Raw genomic sequence first — 22,567 nt, 5'->3', positions numbered from 1 at the left:
TGGGCCGAGGCTCCGCCGATGAATCGAACACCGGATACGCCATTCGGAAAAGGTTCTACACTCTAAAGACACAGAGTACAGATATAGCTGTATCGGTGGCTGCTATGCTGTAAGCTGTGCTGTGCTGTACTGTGCTGTACTGTAAGGCTGTCTGTCGGTGGGGAACATTCTTACTCTTAACAGGTGGCTAACTGCTTACAGATGCTCTAACTCCCATTAGGCAATCTCCTTGTTGGGCATAACTCGGAGATTGAGATATCTCGATCCGTCTGCTTGTTCAATCGTCACCGTTTCGCCGTATTCCCCGATTTCAGTTCCGGCCGTCGCAAATCCAAACCCATTGAGATTCAACGCACCGGCCGTAAACTCTCTCACTTTTCCATCAGCATTCGCCGCCCGGATCTCGTACTCGCCGCTTTCAGTCGCGTTTTTCCCGTCGATTACAACCTGTATGGCTTCAAATTCTACCATTGGAGGTCTCCATCAGTTTCGAGTTCCCGATCATCGCCGACGTATTCGAGTTCATCACTATTCTGGGCCGTCCAGTAGGTCGCCATGTATTCGCTCATTAGAATTTCCCTCGGGCAATTTCCTCGGCCGTCTCGATTTCATCAGCGGTCGGAATATCGACGGCTGACAGGCCCATATTCCGCAATTCGGCTTCCACGAGTGTCGAAAAGCGTCTTTCCTCCGCTTGTCGTGTGTCGTGGGTCGTTTTCGTTTTGATATCAGCGTAGTACCCGGCCGGCTTCTGGTTCCATTCGTTCTGGTACATCTGGTTGGGTAGCAACCTCCAATTTTTGGAGATCGCCGAGGCTGTGGCTGGGGTATGAGCCCAGATTACGATTCCAAATCCCACAGCGGCCGGTCGCCGTTAGCAGTCAACAATTCCGGCGTCGATCAGGGAGTTAAGAGCCTTTCCAGCCGTTTTGTCTCCAATGCCTTCGGTGTCATTGAGGGCTGCTAATACGTCGTTTTTGCTGCATTCTGACTGATTATCAGTTTCGTACCAGACAAGCAGGTGGCCGTCGTCGTCGGTTTCGGGTTCGTAGGCTGCTGGGAGGTGAATTACCTCGTCGTCGCCGAACGTATCGGGGTCGAGGCCAATTTCCTCGCAATTGTCGGCCGTCAGCTCGTCGTGTTCCCATTCGGGAGTTCCGAACTGGTCTTTGTAGTTCGGGAGGTTTTGGTCGGCCGGCCGGTCGCCGTTCTGTCGTTCGGTTTTGAGCTGTTCACCCAGCTCTTTCTTGTTTCTGTAGTAAAACAGGCCGTCGTCGGCGAGCGGGCTTTCACCTTCGGCGTCTTTGAACCAGACACCGCCGTCGTCATTCGTTGCTACGTCTTCGGCGACACACAGTTTCGTCAGAAATCGCTCGGTTTCAACAAGTTGCCAGTAGGCTTCCTGATCGTCGTCTCGACCGTCGTATATCGGGGATGCTTCGCTTTCGTCGTCGGTGGCTTCGGTGTCGGTGCTACGGTTGCGGGTAGGGAAGTCTCTCATTGGTTGGGGTTATGATACCTTACGGGTATCGCTCGGGTTGGGTAGCTCCGGTCTCGTCGGTGGGTGTAAGCTATATTCCACCCAGACAACCCCGTGGGGGTTGTTTCGACCGTATTTTACTGCTATCTAAGTGTTCCATCAGGTAGTTCCTCGTCGTTTTCAGTTTTGTCCGTTTTTAGCGGTTTCAGTCGCCAATTCCCCAGCAATCATTACAATGTCCCCCGGAGGGGCAATACCGGATAAAGTTGTTTACTCATTAAGGTGTATCCTGAAAACTTGAGGGAAACCCCGGAGGGTTTCGAATGTCGGATATATTCGTGGTTTCCACCACGCCCCTGAGTATCACCAGATTGGCATACGGGTAAGCGGATGTCTGTGGGTTGGGTTTTCATCTCGCCGGCCCTTACAGTTCAGTTCGGGGTGGCGGTTCGATGAGACTATAGATATTTCCCTATTTAAGCGTTAGACAGCTCTCAGTTTTCCGTCTTTCAACAGGACGATCACACCTTACCATAGGACGGGGGCGTGATCGAGATAATTCACGAGTTATTCACACGAGGGTTAATCTATTTCAAGTACCCAACCGGTCGATCCGGTCGGTTCGGAAAGGGGCGATATGATGAGATTTGGATGATACGGTGGGGTGAACATTCCCGGTCTCAATCCGACAATTTCCTCGAATTGAGGGGTTTCCATGTGGACGAATGCCCACAGTGGGGGGTGCGTGTCTCAAGCCGATGAGACGTGTGTATGTCCTACGTGAATCCCCTTACGGGGGTGTGTTCGGACGTTTTTCGGGCTCATTTATCAGCTATGTCCCGGTTCCTAACACCGAATCAAACCACCCCCGAACGGATCGGCCGTTTTCTGGGCTCCTTGAGAGACCATAGAATCAGGCATTCATCCGGGGGCGAACATCTCAAAAGTCTCCGGGTGTCATCCCTTCATCGACAACAAAGGATCAGGGTGGGAAGTATATAAACAACACGGTAGTTAAGTATTCTGGTAGGTAAAATAGAGACCGGACGCTGGGGGTGTCAGGGTGGTGTTCTGTGGCTATCTGAGTAAGGTATGCTATCAGGTCGTTCTTTAGTTCAAGAGTGTAAAAGTTGTATCAAACCCTCTGTTTGGGGTGGATCTGGGGCGAAGTGTGGCGGGGGCCGAAGATTGGTGTTCTGGGGCCTGTGTCGGGTGTCTGCGGGCTCTGGGGCCGGCTGCGGGCTGGGGCCGGTCTCTCTGGGGCGGCATGTGTGGTGTGTCGGCCGGCGGTAGGTGGCTTATCTCGGGCTTCTGTGGGCTCTCTGTGGGGGAATCAATCCGGCCCTATGCGTGATAACTGTGAGCTATCTGGGGGCGATTATGTATGTGGGCATGACTGGGGCCAGTCGGCGATCCGATCATACTGGGGCCGGTCGGTGATGTATCGACACTGGGGCCGGCGATCCGTCTCTCATCGGGGGCGATCCATACCCACGGGTGGGCTCGGCGATCCGGGGTTTTGACACTGGGAAGCTACTGGGGTGGCTGAAAGTGCGTTACTTGCCTCGAAAAATATCCCCAAATTTTGATAGTCAGATGAGTCGATCTCGGCCCGCTCGATTACAATAAGAAAGAAACGCCACACTTCGTCTATCAATAATTAGTTCGGCTAAGACGTTCGAATTTCTATGCGTTTTAATTACCGAAGAAAGACTTTTTTCGGTTAATTATCTAAAGTACTGACATGGGATTTGAAATTGAAGGCCTTGATAATCTTAAAGATCACTTAGAAGATATAGCCGATCTTGAAGGTGGTGTACCGATGGAGGAGATGTTCCCTCCCGAATTTATGAAAATGTATACTCAATTCGAGTCTTTTGACCAATTTCTCGAAGAATCTACGTGGACAGTAGAGAGTCAAGAAGATTTTGAAGCTATCCCCGAGTCAGAATTTGATGATTATGTTGACCAGACCACCGAGTTCCCCCAATGGCAGACCATGCTGGAAACGGGTGGCAAAAAGTATCTACAGCGAAAACTTGGTAATTGAGAGAGCCCTATTCAGCTACTCGTCGTCCTAATTTTGTAATTTCAAACCACGCTCCGCCAATATAGCCTTCTCGCTCAACGTAGTTCTTTTCGCACAGGAACCAGAGATTTTGCAGGATCGTTTTTTTCTCTCCGGCAATAGTTTCGAGGAGTGTTTCTTGGCCCACTGGTGAATGATGTGGATTGTCCCGATATTCTTGTAATAACGAATTGAGTATTTTGTCTTGAATATCTTCGTCCAGTCGTGTTTCTACACCAAGCTCTTCCGCGCGGTATAGTGCTTTTGGAGCCAATCTCCACGAATTACCACGTTTTCGAAAGTATTCATCGTCCTTGCAGAATTGCCAAACCTTTGATACAATTTCCTTATCTGCATTGATTTGTTCTGCAACTTCTTCAACAACCCCGGATGCTTGGTAGGTTAACATAAATGTAAACGGGTTTTCCTCAAATTCGTCGTAAGCAGTCCTGATAAGTTCATTTTGTGCTTGTATCTGTTCTGGGCGCAAACTCTTACTGGGCCCGATCTGGTTCGATTTCGCTGTTTCTTGAGAGTCATCCTCTTCATTTTGTTTCGAGTCTTGGTCTTGTTTCTCACCAAGTCCTATATTTGTATGATTACGATCTGTAGAAACCAATTGATATAGACCAACCAGCATATTTCCACCAATAAACACCGCAGAGATTGAACTTATTAAACCATATTTAGAATTCTCTGAAATTAGATACCCGATTAAGAGTGAAGAAGCAAGAACAACCGAGCCGAATATGATGAATATGCCAATTTTTTTACGACGAACCATGATCGGTTACTGTCTCTTCTTTCTAATGTGTAATGTAGATTAATAGTTTTTCTCGATTCCGACGAGATGTTTTGCTTGGTATTTGTTATTCCGAGTCCTCTCCTAATCACAATAACCCATTTATGGATGTTTCTACGCCATATTAAGCAGAGTATCTGACCCCAGAGGAAAGCCGGGGTCAGGGTCTCTGAAAGTTTGGGGTGCTACCCAACCAGAGTAGAAATCCCGTTTCAAAGAACGCTGGGTGGTGGGATAACTGTATCGGCTATCCGTCGTGTTCGAAACACTAAAACTCAGTAAGAGGGAACATTTCTTTGGGCACTCCCCGTAATGGGTAGCAAGCCCAAAAACCGCCACCCCGGATTGCCTATCACGGTGGGCGGTTTTTGAGATTGCATTTTCCTCTACTGTTCGCACAGGGATAACTTGGGACATTATAGTCGAGTTTACTTCACCATGTGAGGGTGTTATCCCTGTCGCGCTTAGAATGTATGTACGGGACGTGGCCGTGAAAACAACCGTTGCCTATCGCGGTTGAGTTGACCACGACCCGTAGTGCCCGTTTACTGCACTTTAGATATAATAGTTTACGAAGCGAGCTACTTTCTGCGAGGGGGTATATAAAAGGTCGTCTATTAGTAAGGGTGAGGGGAGTCGGAGCAACAGTCGGAAGCCCACCAAGTTCCGGTTCCAGTTCTTCTTCTCTTATTCTGTTTTGAATGGTGTTCGGGACGGTTCCCGGATTGGGTTTCTCCACAATTGCTGGGGAAAGCCTCATTCTCACTGTTTTAGGTCGGTTTTTTCTGAGTGGGCTGATTTGGTTCGGGTCTTTTGTGGGGGGTTCTCTGTTCTGGTTTTCCCTTCTTCAGTCCCGGCTATCACTGTCGATTTTTCTGAGAATCTATCTTACATGGCATCGAAAGGAGTCACCGGCAAGACCGCCGCCGAAGTGCGAGAACGGCGCGAGAACTTTGCTGAGACCAAGCGGGGACAATTGTACGACTTCGAAGACTGCTTTTGTCTTGCTAAAATCCCCCGACAACCAGACGACTACGACGGGCCGGATCGCTATTGTTTCTCCCGCGATCTGGACTACGAGACACACATCTGCAAGCATCACGGCGGCGCGGGAGATCCGTCGAACCTCGATCCCTTAGCTAACATGACACACGGATTCCACGCCACCAGAGAGAACTTGAAATCGGACTTCAGTGACGCCGATCAGGCTCTCTACGAGTGGGTTGTCGGCGAGTGGCCCGGAGCCTATGATGTTGAGGTTTCGGAAGACCCCTTGGCGGAATACGAGTTCCACGCACTTGGGATCGAGATCGTGCGAGCAGAGCGGGCGGAAGGATTCCTGATCGACGAGGGCGAAGACAACGTGAAGAAGGTCTTTGGCCCCAACGGCGAGGTGGAATACGAGCAGATCCCGCACTACCTGTCCGATATGGTGCAACGTCAGCGCAAGCTGATTATGAAAATGGAGGACAATCTCGGGATCAGTCGGAAGAAACGCCTTGCCAATGAGACGGCACAGGATGCCACAGAGGCGTTCAAGTCGTTCGCCGAGGTCGGGGCATCTCTGATTAACGACGACAGCACGGAATACGATCCCGACCGCTTCGGGCAGCACTCGGAGACCGGGTAATGGCGATCTCACACGCGGGTTCGGGCGAGGGAATTGAAACGCCTCAAGATGTGAACGTGATGAGTATCCACGAGCGCGAGGCTTCTCACGGATCGCCAAAGGGCGAGCCGGGGCTTATCGTTCTCTGGGACGGGAACGGCTATGACTCAAAGCAGGGATCGTGGCTGATGTGCCACGAGGAGATCGTCTGCAATCTGGCATATTGGCAGTAACTTTTCAGTACAATGACTTCTATCTACAACAACTTCAAGAAACTTCTATTCGACGGCTCGATCAACCTCACCAGCGATACTATCGAAGTCGCGCTGATTGACGGCAGTGGCTATACACCGGACATTGACGGCCATGTGTTCGTTGACGATGTGCTGAACGGCTCGACGGCGACCGAGTGTTCTGGGAGCGGCTATTCGCGGAAGACGATCTCGACGCCGACGACCTCGACCGATCTTACTGATGATGAGGCTGTTTTCGATGGCGATGATCTGTCGTATATTGATGCTGAGTTCGGCGATATTACGGGTATGCTCTTGTTCAAGTCGGTGACTGACGACACTGACAGCCCCCTTATTGCCCATATTACAGCGGATAAGTTCCCGTTGACCACCAACGGCGGTGACGTGAATCTGAATTGGGCTGCTGAAGGCATCTTGAATCTGAACTAACAGCGGTCTCTACGCTCTATGGCAACTGAAATCTCGATTTTTGATTCCTTCGAGGACGGAGATTTCTCCGAATATCCCAATAAAACCGATGACGGATCGGGGTGGACGTTTGGAAGCTCTTTCGTCACGGATGGAACGGCTGGCATCGAAATTACGGGCGCAAAAGACGACCTTCTTAGCTATCCCGGTGACGGGCTTTCGGACTACCCGGCTCCGGGCGATACGTGGAAGTTCGATATTGAGAGTAGTCTGGGGACGACCGAGACAAGTTCCATTCACCGATACTGGTTCTATTTCGGGATTTCCGATGACGGATCAGAGGAGTATCGGTTAGACGTTGACGTTGATGGCAACCAACTGGGCCTGTGGTATTTGGGCGGCTCTAATGAGCGATTCGGCGTTGATTTCAGCGTTGATTACAGCGCGAATACCCACTATTCGGTCGAATTAACGTGGGACGATGGCACCCTTGGTGGGTCTGCTGGACAGATTACGGCCACGATTACTGACGAAGATACCGGGACAGAGGTGTCGTCAATTTCGGGGACTCCGGCTGTCCAACTTCCGTCGAACGGCATTCAGATTTCGGCTGAAGCTGAGGCTGGCGGCTACTTTCGGACGGATCAGTATCGGATCACAAATGCTGGCGCGACAGATCCTATTATTGGCGGGGGCTCAGGCTATCCGAATACGGTCGCCCAAGCGGATGCGACAGTCACGGTTTCGACACTCAGTGAGCTTGATACCGAGCTTGCATCGGCGACCACTGGCGATATACTCTATATTGACGGTTCGGCCACATTGGATTGTGGCACGACTGAGCGGACAGTCCCAAGCGGGGTGACATTGGCTTCTGACAGAGGCATTGATGGCGCACCCGGCGCGTTGCTGCATACTGATGCCGAGCCGACGAAGATGATCCAGTTGAATGGCGATTCTCGGCTTTGTGGACTTCGTATCGAGGGGGCACACCCCGGCGACGACACAACTGGGAGTTCCAGTGCGTCTGGTGTGAAAATCACCGGTTCGGACGAGATCGACAATTGCGATATTCGGGGCTTTTCTTACGTTGGCATCGACATTGACGTGGGGACTGGTGCCCACGTCCATCATAACGTCATTCGGGAGTGTAACCGGGATGGTCTCGGGTACGGCGTCACTGCCAACTCCGGTACGCCGGTCATTGAGTACAACTACTTCAATTACAACCGGCATTCGGTGGCGACAGCGGGCGAGAATCCGGGGTACGTCTGTCGATACAACCACTTCGGGCCGAAAGAGGTCATGCACACTATCGACGCTCATAGTCCGGCCGGAATCCGGTATGAGATTTACAATAACATCGATGAGAGCGTCATCCGTGAATGGGACGGCGGTACGAATCACTCGGTCAATATTCTGGATATCCCAGACGACGTAGCAACAATCACGGATAACTGGTTTTTCAACGACAATGCGCCCGATCCGAATGGCGATCCCGACGTAGGGGGACAGACCATTGTTCAAGAGAACGTCTCTGCATGGAGCAATGTCGAGTTCTCTGCCAACTACTATGGCGAGAACGCTTCGATTACGTACTCGGACATTATTCCCGGCTATACTGGGTATCGGACACAAGCCACGAGTGCGTTGATTTCCCCCGGCGTGGTCGGGGTATCTTCCCAACCGGTTACGACCGCGTTGGGGCCGATTGACGCGACGGCGACTTCAGGTAATGCGACCACGATTGATCCGGTCGTAACTGTTGGTATGGGGGCGGTGAGTTCATCGGCGACTGTTGGATCTGGAAGCGTTGACGCACCACCCAGCACCGTCGTTCCGGGTTCGGTCTCTTCGATAGTTGGTGTCGCAAGCGGGGCGGTTGGTACAGAGCCGGCCGAGCCGGTCGCTGGCCCCGTCTCACCGACGATGGGTGCCGGGTCGCTTGTAACGAGCCATTTGAATCCTGCATTCAGTGTGGGGTCGGTAGCTGCTGGGGTAAGTGGTGGATCGGTTTCGGTGAGAACTCCGCTTCCTACTGCCGCTCCCGGCCCGCTTGGTGCAGCCCTAATGGGTGGCTCACTTTCGGCGGCGATTTCGGACGTATCAATGGATGTGGGCCTCGTTGGGATCTCTGTTGATGATGGCCTGATGGCAGCAGCCCCTTCAGCAGCATCGGCGGTTCCGGGGATGGTTACAGCCGGGATTGGTAGTGGATCGATCTCGGCTACGGGCCGTGTTCCGACAGCCGAACTTGAAGTAGTAAGAATCCCCGCGACTGGTGGTTCTCTGATGCTTACCGGCGATGTACCGGCGGCTTCTCCCGGCCCGGTTGCGGCGACTTCATTGGCTGGGTCGGCCACAGTTGTCGGGTTCCCGGCCGTTGGCTCGGTTGGGGTGACGGTATTGGATCTGGATCAGCCGGCGGTGTCTGTTGAGGGCGTTGGGCCGCTTCTCAACCCCGGACAGGTTTCTGTGGACACTGAACGCGGACAGGTGGGTGCTGGTGGGACTTCTCCGCTCGTTGTGACCATTCCCATTCAACTCTCACCAAACGCCGCTACGGGCACGCTGGGAGTGCAGGATTTGGTGGTACGGACGAGGCCGGGGCCATCTCATACTGTGCTGTACCTGCTCGGACGAGTGTCCCGAGAGAGTCGATTGCTGGGAGAGATTAGCGGGAGATAACAGATTACGAGGCTTCTTCGAAGATGACTATTCAAAATGCAGATGTAATTCTCTATTCCGGCAACTCGGTGACGCTCCATGTAACGACTAAATCACACGAAGGGAGTCGAATTGATTTGCGTGAGAGTGAGATATTTTGGGCCTTGGCGAAGACGGTCTCTGACGAGACACTTGTTTTGAAGGAATCCGCCGGGCCGGGGATCAACCTAACCGACGCGGAGAATGGCGAGTTTGAGATTGACCTTGTTCCGGCTGATTCAGAGTCCTTGCTGGGCACGTTTTACCACGAGGCTGAGGTTCACGATTTGGACGGCAACGAGACGACGATTTTCACGGGACAGGTCACGATCAAAGAGACTGCGATCTGACTGATGGATGAGGATGTGTTGGAAGATTTCGCCGAGCAGCTTGGCGTCGATTCGTCGGTCATAGAAGATCGGTGGATGGGGCGTCCTGATCTTATCGCAGAAGACATCTTCCAGATTCAAGATATTGATACGGGAACGGTCGGGGATCTCGATCTGTTCGAGGCTCAACGGAAGGCCATTCACGCGTATTTCTACGGTGACGCGCACAAGATTAACAACTACAAGGGCCGGCGGATCGGCTACTCGTTCATCTATGTGGTCGCGTTTCTGCTTGAGGGGATGTTCATTCCCAATTCGTTCTATCCGTTTGTCGCCCGGAAGTACGGGCAGGCAGAGAACCGAATTGGCGACATTCAGAAGTTAATCAAGCACGCCCGCGTCGAGATCCCGGTTGAGGTCAACAATAACGGGGAAGTGGAGTTGTGGAACGGAACCCACTACGAGGCATTCTCAGCGAATCCAGACGCGGAACGTGGTGACGATCCGGCTCGGGCTGTCATGCTCGATGAGATGGCCTTCATGGAAGACCAACAGGGTGTTTCGAGGGCCTTCGGGGCGTTCCTCTCGTTGGGTAACGACCGGAAGATGGTGCAGGTCAGCACGCCGAATGTGCAGAATGATCTGTTCATGCAGACCCACAACCGGGGGACTGCAACCGGGTATGATGAATCCGGTGAGAAGGTCGGCGTTATCTCGATCAAGCAGCCGTCGTTCTACGGGGCTGATGAGATCGACATTAACACGTCGTTGTTGACACAGGATGTTCGACCGGTTCGGCCGGATATGAACATCGGGCAGGTCGAGGAGGAACGGGCCGCTGATCCCGAGGGATTTGCGCAGGAGTACCTCTGCCGGCCAATCATCAACGAGTACCGCTTCTTTTCGGAGCCCTCAATCGATGAGGCGATGGAGAAGGGTAGAAAAGAGAACTATCTGACCGGGCTGCATGTCCCGAATGGGGCGGATCTGCGGGTGATCGGTGTCGATATTGGGATCAGCCAAGACGACACGGTGATGCAGATTTTCGATCATATCGGGGATCGGCGGTTCCACCGGTATATTGAGATCATTGATGACGACGTGCTGGGCCGAAATGGGTTCCAACGCCCGGATCGAGGCAATGCGGGACAGGTCAGCACCCGGCTGGCACAGGTTTTTCGGCAAACGGCTGCGGATCTCGTCGTCTTAGACCGGACGGGGCCGGGAGAGACGTTCGATAGACAGCTCACCGAGAAGATCGGCCGGGCGTGTGTTGGCTTCAATTTCTCCGACAAGAAGCAGGTCGAGAAGATGATGGGAGATATGAATAACGCCCTGCGGAATGGGCGGGTCTCTCTGATTCCTGATGAGCGGTTCAAAGATGAACTGTCGTCGATCATCAAGGAGAAGAAGGAGGATTGGTCTGTCCCGCATTTCTCTGGGAAGGATAACAGCGAGACGGGGAAGGATGATACGGCGATGGCGGCTGTATTGGGCGCGTTCCCGCCGGGCTATGCGGTTGCACCGGGTCGGGAAGCCGATCAGCGGGCGGATACCTCGCCGTCGCCTCCCGAGCAGGCGGATTCTGAGGCAGATCCGATCACAGCCAAAACCCCCGCGAAGAAGGGTGGTTCTGGGAACTACGGGTTTGGGTCGGTGTCTCGGCGCGGCTCTGGGTACAATACAGCGACTAATTATAGATCGCGCCACTCACGGCGTTAATTTCACTACTACATGGGAACGGTCAAGGACGAAATCCAAAGACGAGCTTCTGCTGGGGATCTCCCCGGTCAACAATACCCCGGACAGTTCGCTTTGGATTCGCCCAAAGCAGTTGTCAAGCAGGCTGGCGGCCAAGGTGGCAAGCCACGGGTTAGTGAGGCTCCCGAAGCAAAGATCCAAGAATACCGACTGATTGCGGATACAGATCCCCACGTCGGCGAGGCGATTGACACGCTCGTTGATTTCTTAGTTGGGTCTGGTTACAACATCACGCCCGCGAACGTTGTGGGAACTGATGAGAACCAGACGGACGAGGATATTGCGGATCTGAAGGCGTTGGTTGAAACATCGAATTTCGAGGATGTACTGTTTCAGTGGATTTGGCACGCGCTTGTTGACGGGACTGGGTTCTTGGAGGTCGTCGTTGAGGACGATGTATTCAAGCCAAAAGTCCTGCCCACAGAGCAGATGGAAATTCAGACGGATGAGTTCGGAGATGTACAAGAATACATCTTGGAGACGGAGGGCGGCGACGACATTCCGTTCGAGCCGTATGAGCTGTCCGAACTGAAATTCCATAGTCACCCCGGCGAGGATTTCGGCCGGTCGTTGATCGAGCGGTGTGAGGAACAGGCCGATATGCTCCGCGATATGGAGATCGACAACGCCCGCTTCATTGCGACGAAGGCGTATCCACCGGTTATCTGGAAATTGGGGTCTGACGACCGGCCGTGGTCACAAGATCAGATTGATGGCTGGTTGGATACGGTGTCGGAGATCGAGCCGGATTCGATGCTGGCTGTTGGACACGACGTTGACCACGATGTTGTGGGTGTCTCAAGCACGTCTTCATCTGCGGGTGCCATGCGTCTTGAACCAGTCTTTAATCACCTGTTACAGCGCATCTACACGGCGTTAGGCGTCCCTGCGTTCCTTGGAAATGTCGATAGTTCCAGTGGAAATGAAGCCGTAGCGACAATGCCGAAGTTCGACCGCCGGATTCAGAAGTATCGGTCGATGATTCGGTCGTCTATCCGGCATCAACTGTTCGTGAGCATTCTTGCTGGCGACAGTGACCCAGCGGAGGCCGATGTGTTACCGCCCCAATTTGAGTTTGGGGAACATTCCAGCGAGGAAGAGCGGTTAGACGCAGATATGGCGATCAAGCTGGTGAACAATGGATTACTTACGTTTGAAGCCGCCGCCAAACGGATCGGAATTGACTCGGAAACTGAGCTACCCGGTGACGCTGATCTTGCTGAACATATTCGGAAAATCAATCAGTTAGCAGGGAAGGGCGACGAGATTCAGCGCGGGGCTGATGGTGGCCGGCCGACGAATACGGGCGGCGGTGCCCAGTCGGCTGGTCGTGAAGCCAAGACTCGTGATAACCCGGACGAGGACAATTCTGGGGACAGTGACCGCCCGAAACAGTCACTTGAGAGCTAATGAGCTATGGTTGAAGATCAAATCGAGGACGAGGAAGTGCGGGCGATTCTCTATCGTCTCGATGAACGGACGGAGCGGATGGATGGACAGTTAGAACGAATGAGCGACCGGACGACTCGGTTACAAAGTCAACTGTCGATTGTTGAAACGACGGCCGAGCAGAACGCGTCTGATATTCGGCGCAATTCAACGATCATTAACGCACTGACCTTTGGCCTCGGTGCGGGTCTCACGACGTTCTGGGCCAAAATACAGGGCTATCTCTGGGTGTGACAATGGCGACAGCTACGACCGACTCTGACGATCCGAGTACCACGTTCGGCATGAATATCGAGTTTTCGACGCCGAACAGTGTTCTCGATGGGGTTGGAGACGGATTCAACGAATACGGTGTTCGAGAGCTTGAGGATGGTTCCATTGACGTGATTTTCGCGGCGATGGAGCCCGGCCTTCGGCACGAGGGAACGCCGTTTGAGGTCGAAATCACACCCGAGTTCCTGCAAGCCGTTGCGTCGAAACAGTACCCGGATCGGATTCCACTTCAGTTCGATCATAGCCAATCCCAGCAGGCGAACGTTGGGTGGGTGTATGGTCAACGGGTGAAATTCGCTGATGGCTACCTGAAAGTGATGGCTCACGTCCCGGCGACGGGGAGCCGGATTCGGGAAGATACGATTGCTGACTTCACCCACGATCCGCCGGCAATCAGTGATGGATCGATTGGGCTTGATCCCCGCACGGTCGAGGTCGCCGGGACTTCGAAGCGCGGGGAACCCGCCGAGTTCGTTGATGCACGATTGCAGGAATTTAGTTTGACGCCGTTCCCGGCCGGCTATGATGATGGTGGCTTATCGCCCCAGTTCGCTGAGCGGGCTGGGGATAAGGAGTTGGGCGACCGGCTCTGGGATGAGGGCGATCTGGTTGAGTGGCAAGCAACCTCGTTGATGAAGGGTCTGGTCGTTACCATTGACTCCGAGCGAGCTGTTGCGATGGTCACACTCCATACCGAAGAAGACGGGGTGTTGGTCAACGCGAACGAGACGGTCACTGCTGGGTTTGATGATCTCATTCTCTACACGGGCGATGCAGAACCCGCCGAATCCGATGGCTCAGGATTTTCGGGTAGTCAATTGGTTACGGTCACGAGCCAACTGCGGACTATCTAAATGGATATTTTCGAATTTAACAAGGCTCCTGATGAGATGGACGACGACGAGCTTCGTTCGACTCTCAGCGAGTTCATGACGAAACACGAGGACAACGTTGCTGACTACAGTGAAATCGAATCTGAGCGGGACGAGCTAAGCGAGACGGTCGCCGATCTCGAAGGTGAGATTGCTGACTTCTCGGAGACGGAATCAACGTTGGTTGCGAACTTCGCGGAGGTCGTTGCCAGTGAGACCGAGATGTTCGATGCCGATGAGGTTGCTGATCGATTCAGTCTGTCCGAGCTTATCGGGAAGGCTGACGCGATGGGCTCCTTCTCACTGGATACGGACGCGGCTGCTGGCGACGACGATGACGATGATGACGACGACGGTGGGGACGAGGGGACAACCTTCGATGAGAAGCCCGACCGCGCTCCGACCGGCTCCGGCGGCTCTGGTGGCAGTTCGTTCTCGGATCAGGCCGAGGATGACCTGAACAGCCTGCTTTCGCTGTAAATTTCTCTCTTTTCTACTTCTATGGTTCACGCACGAATTTCGACTGGCGCAGAACAGCCTATTAACCGAGACGGTGCAGTTTCCCAGTTTGCCGGCCAAGAGGGCGATCTTGTTGGTCGCAATGCTGACGGCGATTGGGTACAGGCCGATGCAGTCGCAGAGGCCAATGGCGGGGCCGAGGTGAACGCGTCGGGCGTGCTGGCGGCCCCTGTCACCGATCCGACCGACTTCTCTCAGGAGGAGGTTCGGGTCATTATCGAGGCTAACCGCGAGCTAATCGGTGAAGCCCGTGTTGGCGTGGTGAAATACGGCATTATCATCGAGAATGCAGACGAGGATTGGGGCTTCACCCCCGGTCAGCCTGTCTATCTCGGTGCTTCCGGTGCATATACCCAGACGCCCCCGGCAACGACCGGCGACATTGAACAGGTCGTCGGCGAGGCAACTGGTGACGGAGAAACGGTCTTCGTCGATGTTGAGACCGGCTACAGCAACGTGGCTTGATCTGAGCAACTGTTCTACTACTAACATTTTTGGAGATTTAATCTAATGGCAAACCCTTCCCGACAGCGACAGCTTACGACGAAAGACGACATTCCGCTTTCTGAACTGCTCGACTACGGTGTTGAACTGATCGACCTCTACAATGACGCTCCCAAGGGCTTTCTGTCCGGTCTGACGCAGGAAGTCTCCTCCCGTGTGTTCCTTCAGCGGACTGGGGACATGACGTGGGAGGAAGTTGCAGAGATGGAACACGCGAAAACCGGCACGATGGATTCGACCCAGATGGCGTTCTCGGTCAAGTCCTACAGCCGATCTCTGGGCTACTCCCGCGAGTTCATCGAGGACAACCCCAGCGAAATGCTCCGCGACGAGTTTCAGGAGCTAATCAAGGGCGCGGAGACCAAGGACTTCGAGGTTCTGTTCGACGTTCTCAAGAACGGGGTTGCTGATGGCTCCCAGCTTTGGTTCACGCCCGAAGACTACGCGGGTCAGTCGTTCAGTGACACCCACAATCACACCTATGCTGATACGGAAGGCGTCTTCGGCGATACGGACGCTCACCGGGCGTCGAAACACGTCCGTATGGTCAACAAGGATCTTCGAGAACACGGCAAGACGCCGCGGCTCGGAATCTGTGGACAGGACTTCGCCGACGCGCTGATCGAGGAGCGGACGGACGGGACGAACTACTACATTCCCGAGGCAGAGGGGCTTCGTGAGGGTGCTTCGATGGAACAGACGCTCCGCGAAGATGGCGTTCGATTCGTCCAGACGGCGTGGCTCAATGGTTCGGAATCTGATGACGTGTATATCATTGCTGACGACACGCCGATCAAGACGAATACGGTTCGCCCGGTCGAACTGACTGACAACACTGGTGCCCCGATTGGGGGTGCTGGTGGTGCCTTCGGCGATCCGGCGGCCCTGCTCGGTGCCTACGGCTCGATGCGAAAGGGCGCGAAGATGGCCGACCCGCTTGCGGCTGTCAAGTTCACTGCTGACAACATCGCCTGATCGGCGGGCGACTGATTTCTCATGGCAACTGACGATACATCACTGAAGGCCGAAGTCCGTGCCATAACTGACTACGATGCGCTCATTCTCGATGATACCGGCCTTCAGGAGCTTGTGTCGCTCACGAAGCGGGAGATTCAATCGAGTAAGAACAACGAGGACATTGATTTCTATGCCGACCTACAGGCAGAGCGAACACTGTTCTGGTTGACGTGTCTGTTTGCGAAGATCAAAACCGGCGAGATCGACGGCGGTTCGTTCAGTATCTCGGAGTTGGATGTGGATTCGAGCGGATCGAACAATTCGTTTTACTTCGATAATTTTTGGCGGAACTACCATTCACTCGGTGGCGGCCGCCCGCGAGGACACCTGAAAGGACAGCGGAGCAACCGCACGTATGAGTACGATAACTCGGCCACTGATCCAGAATAATGATTCTACACGCCAAGCGGCGGCGGGCCACGGTCGCAATCAACCGACTGGGCGAAGTCTGTGTCCTGTCGGAACCGGCTGGTGACGCCGGCCATGACGGATATGGGAAATCCACCGCGGATGAACAGTTTGTTTCATTCGGCGTTGAGCGGGTCGTCAAGGTGTATGGGTCGGGGGCGACGAATCCGGTGTCAGAACGGCATTTGGGTGGTCGTCTCCCGGCTGATTCTCCGCTGTTGGTACTGACACACGATACGGCTGTCCAAGCGGGCTTCCGGGTTGTGTACGCTGGTGAGACGTTTGAGATCGACTCGATGACGACGTATCCAACACACGTTGAGGCGAATACGACGCTGGTAACGGGGTCGGCCTGATGCGGTTTTCAGTTGACGTTGATTCGAAAGCGGTTGCTGAGCAGATCGAAGATCGGATTGAAGCTGGGATCAGTGATGCACAAGATGAGATCGCACGCGGGATCGAGGACACGGCCCAGCGTCATATTCGGACGGAGGGCGCGGTCTTTCGCTATCAGCTCATTGAGGGCTTCGAAACGGCGACACTGAACTTTGGCAGTAAGAATGTCCTTTCGGTTCGGAACGTCGCCCCGCACGCTCCGGCACAGGAACGGGGGGTCTCGGGGACGGAAACGAAGCGTGACACGCCGTATTCATACACGGATACGAAGCCGCCTGTCGAGGATCTGGTTCCGTGGGTGAAGGCTCACTTGGTCGGGACTGGATTCGCCCCTGACTGATGGGCGATTTAGATCAATACGACAGCGAGACGGTGTACTTGGCGTTTTGGCTGCAAGATCGGATCTACAAAGACGGGATCGAGGGGATTCACTATATGCGGAAGGCCCGGCTGTGGGCCGAAGCGAATGCGGCTGATCGTACCGCGAAGCAGATTACGATTGCACTCAGGAAATTGTGAAAGAACAAGATATCGTCCAGCAATCGCTGTTTGAACTCGCTGCGGCCCTTCCCGATGCTGTGTCGGTTCGAACGGCCGGCGGCGATAGTGATTCGAGACCGCCGGCATGTATTCTGTCGTGGGATACTACCCGGATCTCGGTCAACGGGGCGAACCCATTCGGCGGCATTCTCACTGATACCACGGGTGATGCAATCGGCGAGGAGCTACACCGGTATTACCGGATGAAGTTCGATGTGACGATGCGAACGTATGAGGAGGGCCTTCGAGATCGGTGGCTCTCGGATGTTGCCGACCATTTTCTTGGCTTCGAATATCGGGCGCAGGACTTCGATGCTGATTCATTTGAATGGGAAGTCGGCGATGCAGAACCGCGTAACAATCCGGTTGTTGAACCCGACTGGTATGAGGGCGGGCTGACGATTCGGTTCAATTACGTAAGCCGGACAGACCGGCTGGAAGACACTCTCACGACCGTCCAAGAGAGCGTCACGAGCGGTAACTGACGGACGGATCTGAACACTTTACGACATTTACTATGGTTTCTATTGGCAATACTATTCTTCCCGGCGTCCAGACGAACATCGAATCGGCCGACAGCACGGCTGTCAATATCGGTGCGCCCGGTCAGATCGGGCTGGTTGGGGAAGCAGACTTGGCGAACGGTACAGCGACGGCGAACGAACTGGAAATTATCCGAACCCCGGTGAAGGCCCGGACGCTGTTCGGGGCGGGCTCGCAACTCGCAGAGAACGTAGTGCAGGCATTGACCGAGGGCGCGTATCCGGTCTATGCTGTCGCCGCTGAGGCAGTTGAGGTCGTCGGCGAAGACCTCTCTGGGCTCGCTTCGACCTCCGGTGTGCTGGAAAACGCGCCGGTCTCGGAGAGCCCCAGCGAGGTTGCGTTTTCGGTTGATGGCACGGGGAAAGACGCTGTTCTGACCTATCACGATCCGGCAACGGAGACCGTTGGAACGGACACCGTTCATTACAATCCCAGTAGCGGGGCGTTTGAGCTTGATGCGGCTCCGTCCACGAGCGGCGAGGTCGATTACACGTACTACGATTATGATGCGGCCACCGACGCGCTGATCGACACGGCTGGAAACATCGTTGACGTAGTTGGGCTTCTTAACGAGAACAGTGCGGCGGTTGGATACGCCCACACGAAGGCGGTCGTTGCCACCAATCGCTATGAGTTCATGGTGGTTGTCGCTGGTGCGGCTCCCCGTATCCCCGATACGTTCGCTTACGAGGTCGCCTACGATTCCTCCCGGCTTCAGCTTCTCTACCCGGCCCGGACTGCGGATGATCTGAGCATTATTGGGGCCTACTGTGGGCTGCGGGCTTCGCTGGGGATCAATTCGAGCCCGATGTTTAAGCGGCTCTCTGGGGTGACTGATCTCGCGGTGACGCTCTCGCCGGATGACCAGCAGAACCTCATTGGGCAGAGTACGGTTCCGATGGCTGATGAGAGTCGTGGGGCACGGATCGTCGAGGATTTGACGACGGTTTCGGACGACAATATGGATGAGGCGTCGATGCGGCAGGTGCTTCACCGCCTCATTGTGGATTATGTGACGAATATTGTCAACGCGAACAGCGAGCGGTACATCGGCAGCCTGCATAAGAAATCGACTCGGGACGCCCTTCAGGGCAGTATTACGAGCGAGCTGAAACGCCTGAAAGCGACGGATTCGATTACTGGATTCACCATTGCGATTGAGGAGGTTGACGCAATGACCGCGTCTGCTGACGTGGGGATCGATACGATTGATCCGCTTCGGAATATCGTGGCGACGATTTCTGCTGGGCAGATCGAGAGCGACGAGTAAGTGGCCTTCTCACCGGTTTCGGATTTAATCTGATTTTTCTCTAATGGCAACACGAAAAGAAAGCGCGGCTGATATTGTAGTGACTGTTGGATCTGATGAAGTTGTTGTTGAAACGCTGAATGTCAACAAGAACATCGACATTGACACCATCTATGGGTCTGGTAAAACGCTCCCTGATGGCTATTCTATCAACGAGGTCTCCTATGATGGCGATCTGAGTTGTAAGGGCAATCGAACTGATCTGGAAGACACGTTCTTCGATGCTAACGGCATCCCGAAGGTGTTGGATGCGATTACGATTTCGCACCACGACGGAACGACGAGCAACTATTACGACATTTTGATTACGAGCGATGGCTACGAAATGTCGGCTGGCGATACCGTCGAAACGTCATTCGAATTTATCGCAATGTCCCGCGACGGCGACACTGAACCGACTAACTGACCACCCGACCCGATAGCGATCTTAATTTTACCTTATGTCTGATTCTACCAAGTCTGAGAGCAAGCTGTATGAGATGTGTGTCCGTGGCCGCGATTACCGCGAAGATTACCCCTTCGAGATGATGGGCGAAGACGTTACGGCGTCGATTGCACCCCTTCCCGATGAGCAGTTCCTTCCGGTGGCGTCGTTTCTGAAGGAGCATTTGGATATGGACGAGGAGGATGCCGTCGCCCAGATCGAGGATGCAAAAGCCGATGCGGCTGCTGACGACGAGGATACTATCGATATTTCGAAGATGGATACTGAGTTCGTTGCGGCGATGCAACGGGCTGGCGCAGCGGGTCTGAAGGGCTCATATTCGGCGGATGGAGAGCTGATCGAACACACCGAAGACGAGGCCGAGGCGATGATCGGCATGATGGTCGGTGGCTACTCGGTCGAGATCGGCGGGAAGGTGCTGGAACTGTCTGGAGACGTGCGGGATGTTGAGAAGTTTCCGGGCAGTCGGGGCGGCCAATAGCGTACTGGCTCTCTGGGACGAGGCTGGAATCCCACTGGCAGAGACGCAAAAGGATCTGACTCCGTTTCAGCGGATGGTCTTGATGGAGGAGATTCAGGAGAAACGGGAGCGGGAAAACGAGGCGGCAGACGGTGGGGGCGGCGGTGGAGGCGGTCGTCGGAACACGCTTGCGAATACCAAGACCGATGGCGTCACCTACACCAACGACCACGCCGGCTAACTGATTTTTATACTCATATATGGCACAGTCTGAACCCGTTGAGGTCGCGGTCAAGATCATCGACAAGTTCTCGAAGGATCTCGAAAATCTTGAGCGAAAGCTAACCGAAATTGACGGCAAGAAGCTGGACGTAGCGTTCGATATTGACGACGAGGGGCAGATTGAGTCAGTCAAAAAGCAACTGAAACGGCTCGAAAAGAAGCTGGAAGCGACCCTTGACATTGATGTAAACTCGGCTGTTGCACAAGCGAAGCGGAAGGCCTTGGAGCGGGATATGCACTCGACGCTCCACGTCAATACACGGAAACACGGCGGAAGTGGGCTTACGGGCTTCGCTTCGACCGGTGGCAATCCGAAGACCGGGCCGCCCGCTGGCATTCCAAACCCACTGACGAATGTGGTACAGTCGGGCGTTATCGAGAACTTAGAGGCTGTTCACGGAACGACCAGTTTCAGACCGCCTGCTCTTGCTGATGATCCCGACGCGTTCGATGCAGTCAACGAGATCATCAACGACAACGTGGCGGGGGCGATGGGCGTTCCACCTTCTCACCGCGAACGAGTGCAGGATGGTTTCGGGATCAGTCAACAGATCAACCCGGATTTCTCGGCTCCGAATCAGAATCCGAAGACCGCGACGGGCGATTTTATGGAGTCAATTCGGAAGGCGACTTCTGGGTTCGAGGTCGATGCGGGGAAGGTCTTCTCGAAAGCGAAGTTTGGCGATCTGGAAATCCAAGCGAAGGGCGTCAATATGGATCTGTTCACGTCCGGCCGTGGTGGCGGGACGTACCCGTTCTCTCGGAAACAGCGATTGACCCGAAGCGTGTCGAAGGCGGGGCAGGCTGCCCGTGCTGGGGTTGGTGCTGGTGTCGGTGCTGCTGGTCGGTTCGTAGAATCGACTGACGACTTAGACCTCGGCGAGATGAATGCGGGCTTTTCGAGTCTCATCAAGAAACTCGGCCGGTTCAAGCCGAACATTATGATGGTCTGGAATTTCCTTGCGTTGCTGATCCCGGTGCTGGTCACGCTGGCTGGGGCGGCTATCGGTGCGGCGGCGGCCTTGGTCGCGCTGGGAACAGCGGGGGCCGCGATTGTCGGGCTCGGATTGCTTGGATACGGTGAGAATGCCGCCGAGTCGATGGAGATGCTGAAAGCGAAGGTTAGTGAAGTCAAGGCCGAGCTGTTCGAGGCTCTGCGGCCGGCGATGAAGGCGATGAATCCCATTGCGGATCAATGGCTCTCGTCGCTGGCTCCGGCGGTCGAACGGCTGACTGCACCGCTCTCCCGGCTGGCTGGCTACGAGGGCTTCTTGGCTGGGGTGGGTGATTCGGCGATTGAGTTCGTTATCGGGTTCCTCGCGGTTATCAACAGGCTTCGACCTCGCGTTGAGGCTATCGGGACGGTTCTCGGCACCGTGTTCTCTGGGTTCAACATCATGGACTGGGGGATCAACGAGTTGTACGACAACATGGGGGCGTTCCTCCAACTCGGGGGGATTCTGCTTTCGTTGATCGTCATTCTCTACAATGTCTCGAAGGCAGTCGCGTTTGCAGTCTCACCGTTCGCGCCACTGTTCAGGATCGTGGCACGGCTTTCGGGATTGTTGTCGAACAAGTGGACTTCCGCGTTACTGAGCGCGGTTGGGGCGGCCCTGCTTCTGTATGGGGCTGTCGTCGGGCTGAATATGATTTTGGCCGCGCTGTCCTACACGGCGATTGCGGGGGCCGTTGGATCGTTGGCAACGCTCATTTGGTCGTTCTTGATGCTGGCGACGAACGCGATCATGGCGGCGGTATCCGGTATTTCCACGATCATTTCCAGCTTGGGTGGAATGGTTGTCGCGGCTATCAGTGCGATTGGGGCCATGTCGGCGTTGAATGCGGTGCTTGCGACGACGGTAGCCCTGCTCGCGGCGACCGGGATTGGGCTGGCTCTCATCGGTGGGGGACTCCTCCTCGGTGGGGCGTTGAAAGGAACGCACCGCTCGGCTGGCGACGTTGCTGGTGGCAGTAGCGGGTACAACGGATACGATGGCGGCATGGGTGGCGGTTCGACGATCAATATCTACGGCGACGTTGGGAACTCGGAGTACCAGAAGATGATGGATCAGTTCCCAGAGCTATCTGAGGAACAAGTTGAGACCCGAAATGAGCGGCAGAAATAACCTACTA

General features: G+C 54.5%; 26 protein-coding genes. 23 read left to right on the top strand and 3 right to left on the bottom strand.

Annotated features, from left to right (window positions below):
* Positions 1-216: 216 nt before the first annotated feature.
* Complete coding sequence (locus EWF95_RS02735) at positions 217-471, bottom strand: hypothetical protein (protein ID WP_142442525.1); 255 nt, start codon at positions 469-471, stop codon at positions 217-219.
* Positions 472-874: 403 nt separating this feature from the next.
* The gene (locus tag EWF95_RS02730; RefSeq protein WP_142442524.1) at positions 875-1,501 is read right to left on the bottom strand and encodes a hypothetical protein; all 627 of its coding nucleotides are present in this window, start codon (positions 1,499-1,501) and stop codon (positions 875-877) included.
* 1,723 nt (positions 1,502-3,224) lie between these two features.
* On the opposite strand from EWF95_RS02730, the gene EWF95_RS02725 reads away from it, so the two are divergent.
* On the top strand, positions 3,225-3,530 hold the full coding sequence (locus EWF95_RS02725; protein ID WP_142442523.1) for a hypothetical protein: 306 nt from the start codon (positions 3,225-3,227) through the stop codon (positions 3,528-3,530).
* A gap of 7 nt (positions 3,531-3,537) precedes the next feature.
* Here the strand turns inward: EWF95_RS02725 and EWF95_RS02720 are convergent, their stop codons facing one another.
* Complete coding sequence (locus tag EWF95_RS02720) at positions 3,538-4,332, bottom strand: hypothetical protein (RefSeq protein ID WP_142442522.1); 795 nt, start codon at positions 4,330-4,332, stop codon at positions 3,538-3,540.
* A gap of 910 nt (positions 4,333-5,242) precedes the next feature.
* Between EWF95_RS02720 and EWF95_RS02715 the strand changes: the two genes are divergently transcribed.
* The 22 genes from EWF95_RS02715 (at position 5,243) to EWF95_RS02615 (ending at position 22,560) form a co-directional block, all read left to right on the top strand.
* Positions 5,243-5,980: a hypothetical protein gene (locus EWF95_RS02715; RefSeq protein ID WP_142442521.1), complete on the top strand. Its 738-nt coding sequence runs from the start codon at positions 5,243-5,245 to the stop codon at positions 5,978-5,980.
* Complete coding sequence (locus tag EWF95_RS02710; RefSeq protein WP_142442520.1) at positions 5,980-6,192, top strand: hypothetical protein; 213 nt, start codon at positions 5,980-5,982, stop codon at positions 6,190-6,192. Before EWF95_RS02715 ends, EWF95_RS02710 begins: the two co-directional genes overlap by 1 nt.
* A 12-nt stretch (positions 6,193-6,204) precedes the next feature.
* On the top strand, positions 6,205-6,642 hold the full coding sequence (locus tag EWF95_RS02705; protein ID WP_142442519.1) for a hypothetical protein: 438 nt from the start codon (positions 6,205-6,207) through the stop codon (positions 6,640-6,642).
* 18 nt (positions 6,643-6,660) lie between these two features.
* Complete coding sequence (locus EWF95_RS02700; RefSeq protein WP_142442518.1) at positions 6,661-9,309, top strand: hypothetical protein; 2,649 nt, start codon at positions 6,661-6,663, stop codon at positions 9,307-9,309.
* Positions 9,310-9,425: 116 nt separating this feature from the next.
* Positions 9,426-9,677 carry a hypothetical protein gene (locus EWF95_RS02695; RefSeq protein WP_142442517.1) on the top strand — a complete coding sequence of 84 codons (252 nt, stop codon included), beginning with the start codon at positions 9,426-9,428 and terminating at the stop codon, positions 9,675-9,677.
* 3 nt (positions 9,678-9,680) lie between these two features.
* Positions 9,681-11,378, top strand: a complete 1,698-nt coding sequence (locus tag EWF95_RS02690) for a hypothetical protein (protein ID WP_142442516.1) — start codon at positions 9,681-9,683, stop codon at positions 11,376-11,378.
* Between the two features lie 12 nt (positions 11,379-11,390).
* The gene (locus tag EWF95_RS02685) at positions 11,391-12,827 is read left to right on the top strand and encodes a phage portal protein family protein (protein WP_142442515.1); all 1,437 of its coding nucleotides are present in this window, start codon (positions 11,391-11,393) and stop codon (positions 12,825-12,827) included.
* A 6-nt stretch (positions 12,828-12,833) separates the two neighbouring features.
* A complete protein-coding gene (locus EWF95_RS02680; RefSeq protein ID WP_142442514.1) occupies positions 12,834-13,100 on the top strand; it encodes a hypothetical protein in 267 nt (88 codons plus the stop codon).
* 2 nt (positions 13,101-13,102) lie between these two features.
* On the top strand, positions 13,103-13,993 hold the full coding sequence (locus EWF95_RS02675; protein WP_142442513.1) for a hypothetical protein: 891 nt from the start codon (positions 13,103-13,105) through the stop codon (positions 13,991-13,993).
* On the top strand, positions 13,994-14,491 hold the full coding sequence (locus tag EWF95_RS02670) for a hypothetical protein (RefSeq protein WP_142442512.1): 498 nt from the start codon (positions 13,994-13,996) through the stop codon (positions 14,489-14,491).
* A 21-nt stretch (positions 14,492-14,512) separates the two neighbouring features.
* On the top strand, positions 14,513-14,995 hold the full coding sequence (locus EWF95_RS02665; RefSeq protein ID WP_142442511.1) for a hypothetical protein: 483 nt from the start codon (positions 14,513-14,515) through the stop codon (positions 14,993-14,995).
* A 45-nt stretch (positions 14,996-15,040) separates the two neighbouring features.
* Positions 15,041-16,009: a phage major capsid protein gene (locus tag EWF95_RS02660; protein ID WP_142442510.1), complete on the top strand. Its 969-nt coding sequence runs from the start codon at positions 15,041-15,043 to the stop codon at positions 16,007-16,009.
* 21 nt (positions 16,010-16,030) lie between these two features.
* Entirely contained in the window at positions 16,031-16,441 is a 411-nt protein-coding gene (locus EWF95_RS02655; protein ID WP_142442509.1) for a hypothetical protein, read from the top strand.
* Positions 16,441-16,815 carry a hypothetical protein gene (locus EWF95_RS02650; RefSeq protein ID WP_142442508.1) on the top strand — a complete coding sequence of 125 codons (375 nt, stop codon included), beginning with the start codon at positions 16,441-16,443 and terminating at the stop codon, positions 16,813-16,815. The genes EWF95_RS02655 and EWF95_RS02650 overlap by 1 nt, the downstream gene beginning before the upstream one ends.
* Positions 16,815-17,195, top strand: coding sequence for a hypothetical protein (locus EWF95_RS02645; protein WP_142442507.1), 381 nt, complete (start codon positions 16,815-16,817; stop codon positions 17,193-17,195). Before EWF95_RS02650 ends, EWF95_RS02645 begins: the two co-directional genes overlap by 1 nt.
* Entirely contained in the window at positions 17,195-17,374 is a 180-nt protein-coding gene (locus tag EWF95_RS02640; RefSeq protein WP_142442506.1) for a hypothetical protein, read from the top strand. Before EWF95_RS02645 ends, EWF95_RS02640 begins: the two co-directional genes overlap by 1 nt.
* Entirely contained in the window at positions 17,371-17,880 is a 510-nt protein-coding gene (locus EWF95_RS02635) for a hypothetical protein (RefSeq protein WP_142442505.1), read from the top strand. The genes EWF95_RS02640 and EWF95_RS02635 overlap by 4 nt, the downstream gene beginning before the upstream one ends.
* A 32-nt stretch (positions 17,881-17,912) precedes the next feature.
* Positions 17,913-19,208, top strand: a complete 1,296-nt coding sequence (locus EWF95_RS02630) for a hypothetical protein (protein ID WP_142442504.1) — start codon at positions 17,913-17,915, stop codon at positions 19,206-19,208.
* A 43-nt stretch (positions 19,209-19,251) separates the two neighbouring features.
* Positions 19,252-19,653, top strand: a complete 402-nt coding sequence (locus EWF95_RS02625) for a hypothetical protein (protein WP_142442503.1) — start codon at positions 19,252-19,254, stop codon at positions 19,651-19,653.
* 34 nt (positions 19,654-19,687) lie between these two features.
* On the top strand, positions 19,688-20,173 hold the full coding sequence (locus EWF95_RS02620) for a hypothetical protein (RefSeq protein WP_142442502.1): 486 nt from the start codon (positions 19,688-19,690) through the stop codon (positions 20,171-20,173).
* A gap of 82 nt (positions 20,174-20,255) precedes the next feature.
* Positions 20,256-20,393 carry a hypothetical protein gene (locus EWF95_RS13430; RefSeq protein WP_185911677.1) on the top strand — a complete coding sequence of 46 codons (138 nt, stop codon included), beginning with the start codon at positions 20,256-20,258 and terminating at the stop codon, positions 20,391-20,393.
* Positions 20,394-20,412: 19 nt separating this feature from the next.
* The gene (locus EWF95_RS02615) at positions 20,413-22,560 is read left to right on the top strand and encodes an MFS transporter (RefSeq protein WP_142442501.1); all 2,148 of its coding nucleotides are present in this window, start codon (positions 20,413-20,415) and stop codon (positions 22,558-22,560) included.
* Positions 22,561-22,567 lie beyond the last annotated feature (7 nt).

This window comes from Halonotius roseus (assembly GCF_006861655.1).
Taxonomy (GTDB): Archaea; Halobacteriota; Halobacteria; order Halobacteriales; family Haloferacaceae; genus Halonotius; species Halonotius roseus.
Note: the sequence above shows the minus strand (reverse complement) of the source record. Positions and strands in the feature narration are given on the sequence as shown.